The sequence below is a fragment of the Leyella stercorea genome, assembly GCF_021531355.1.
Lineage (GTDB): Bacteria > Bacteroidota > Bacteroidia > Bacteroidales > Bacteroidaceae > Prevotella.
This window is the reverse complement of sequence record NZ_JADYTS010000155.1, coordinates 1-1,467: the sequence shown is the minus strand read 5'-3', so window position 1 is coordinate 1,467 and position 1,467 is coordinate 1. Positions and strand designations below refer to the sequence as shown.

Sequence of the window (1,467 nt, the reverse complement as noted above, 5' to 3'; positions counted from 1 at the left end):
CCCAAATCGGTCATTAGAAAATGACAAGAAGCTTTTTCTAATGACCGCCATTAGAAAAACAGCTTTGTATATGCTTGATTCATAAATATTTACTAACTTTACCACGAAAAAAAGAATATACTCCGATGCGAAACTGTGACATAAAGTTCGTAAATAAGGAAATAACACCTTTTGGTGGTCTTTCCCTGTTCTTCAAAATGCTTGAAAAATGCCATTTTGAAGAGCATGTTATGCAAAGTGGTGTACCTCTTCAAGGTTCCAACCGTGGTTACAAACCGATCCAGCTGATATTGGGATTGTTTGCGGGTGTATGGTGTGGCGCAAGTTGCTTTGGCCATCTTGACGTGGTTCGTTATGACGCTGCACTATGTGACCTATTAGGATGGGAACGTGGAGCAGACCATCGTGCATACCAGCGCTATCTCAATAAATTCTCTCAAGCTGTCAACCAGCGTGTTTTCGGAAATTTGTTCCGTTGGTTCTTCTCCGAGTTGAAGTTCGACAACTACACTTTAGACTTCGATTCTACAGTGATGGTCCGTGAGGGAAGTCAGGAAGGAGCAGCCAAAGGATACAACCCAAAACGTCCTGGACGACTCTCGCATCATCCTCTCCTTGCATTCGTTTCCGATGTAAGGATGATAGCAAATTACTGGCTACGTCCAGGCAACACATCCGCAAGTACCAATTATCTGTCGTTTCTTGAGGACACGCTCTCAAAACTTGAGGGCAAACGTGTCGGGCTGGTCCGCATGGATAGCGGTTTCTTTGCGAAGGAAATACTTGACTATCTGGAAATGAAAGGGTTACACTATATCATTGCCTGCCGTTTCAACAATCGTATAAAGTACAGTCTCACCCATGAACGCAAATGGATAGAGCTAACAGACGGATTGGAAATATCCGAAACCATCTATCAGGCAAACGGTTGGGAGAAGCCTAGACGCATTGTGATGGTCAGGCAGGAAATAGACAAGCGCCCCAAAGCTGCAGGAAAGCAAATCAAGCAACTGGAGCTTTTTGAGGATGAGCAGGATTTCGGAATATACCGATACAGCTGCTTTGTAACAGACCTTGACCTGCCGGCCAAGATTGTATATGACTCATATCGCGGAAGAGCGGATTCTGAGAATAGGATAAAAGAATTGAAGAATGATTTCTCTATCGATGACTTTGTCACAAATAACTTCTGGGCAACAGAGGCATGTGGGAATTTCATTGTTATGGCATATAACTTCATGTCGTTGTTCAGACATGCGCTGATCAATTCCAACAAGAAGAAATTTCTGAAGACTATCCGATACGAGTTGATATCGACACCAGCCTATCTGGGAAAAACAAAAGACAAGCACATCCTATATTTGGCTAGATCACTAAAAACACGACAATCATTCTTATCTATATGGGAAAAATTAAAGGATTTCTCTTTGCCGTACGACACAGAGAAATCCTAATGACCGATTTGGG

Annotated in this window: 1 protein-coding gene; it reads left to right on the top strand. The window is 42.7% G+C overall.

The window, feature by feature from the left end:
• The first annotated feature begins 125 nt into the window (after positions 1-125).
• Positions 126-1,454, top strand: coding sequence for an IS1380 family transposase (locus tag I6E38_RS14750; protein WP_235394692.1), 1,329 nt, complete (start codon positions 126-128; stop codon positions 1,452-1,454).
• Positions 1,455-1,467: the final 13 nt, after the last annotated feature.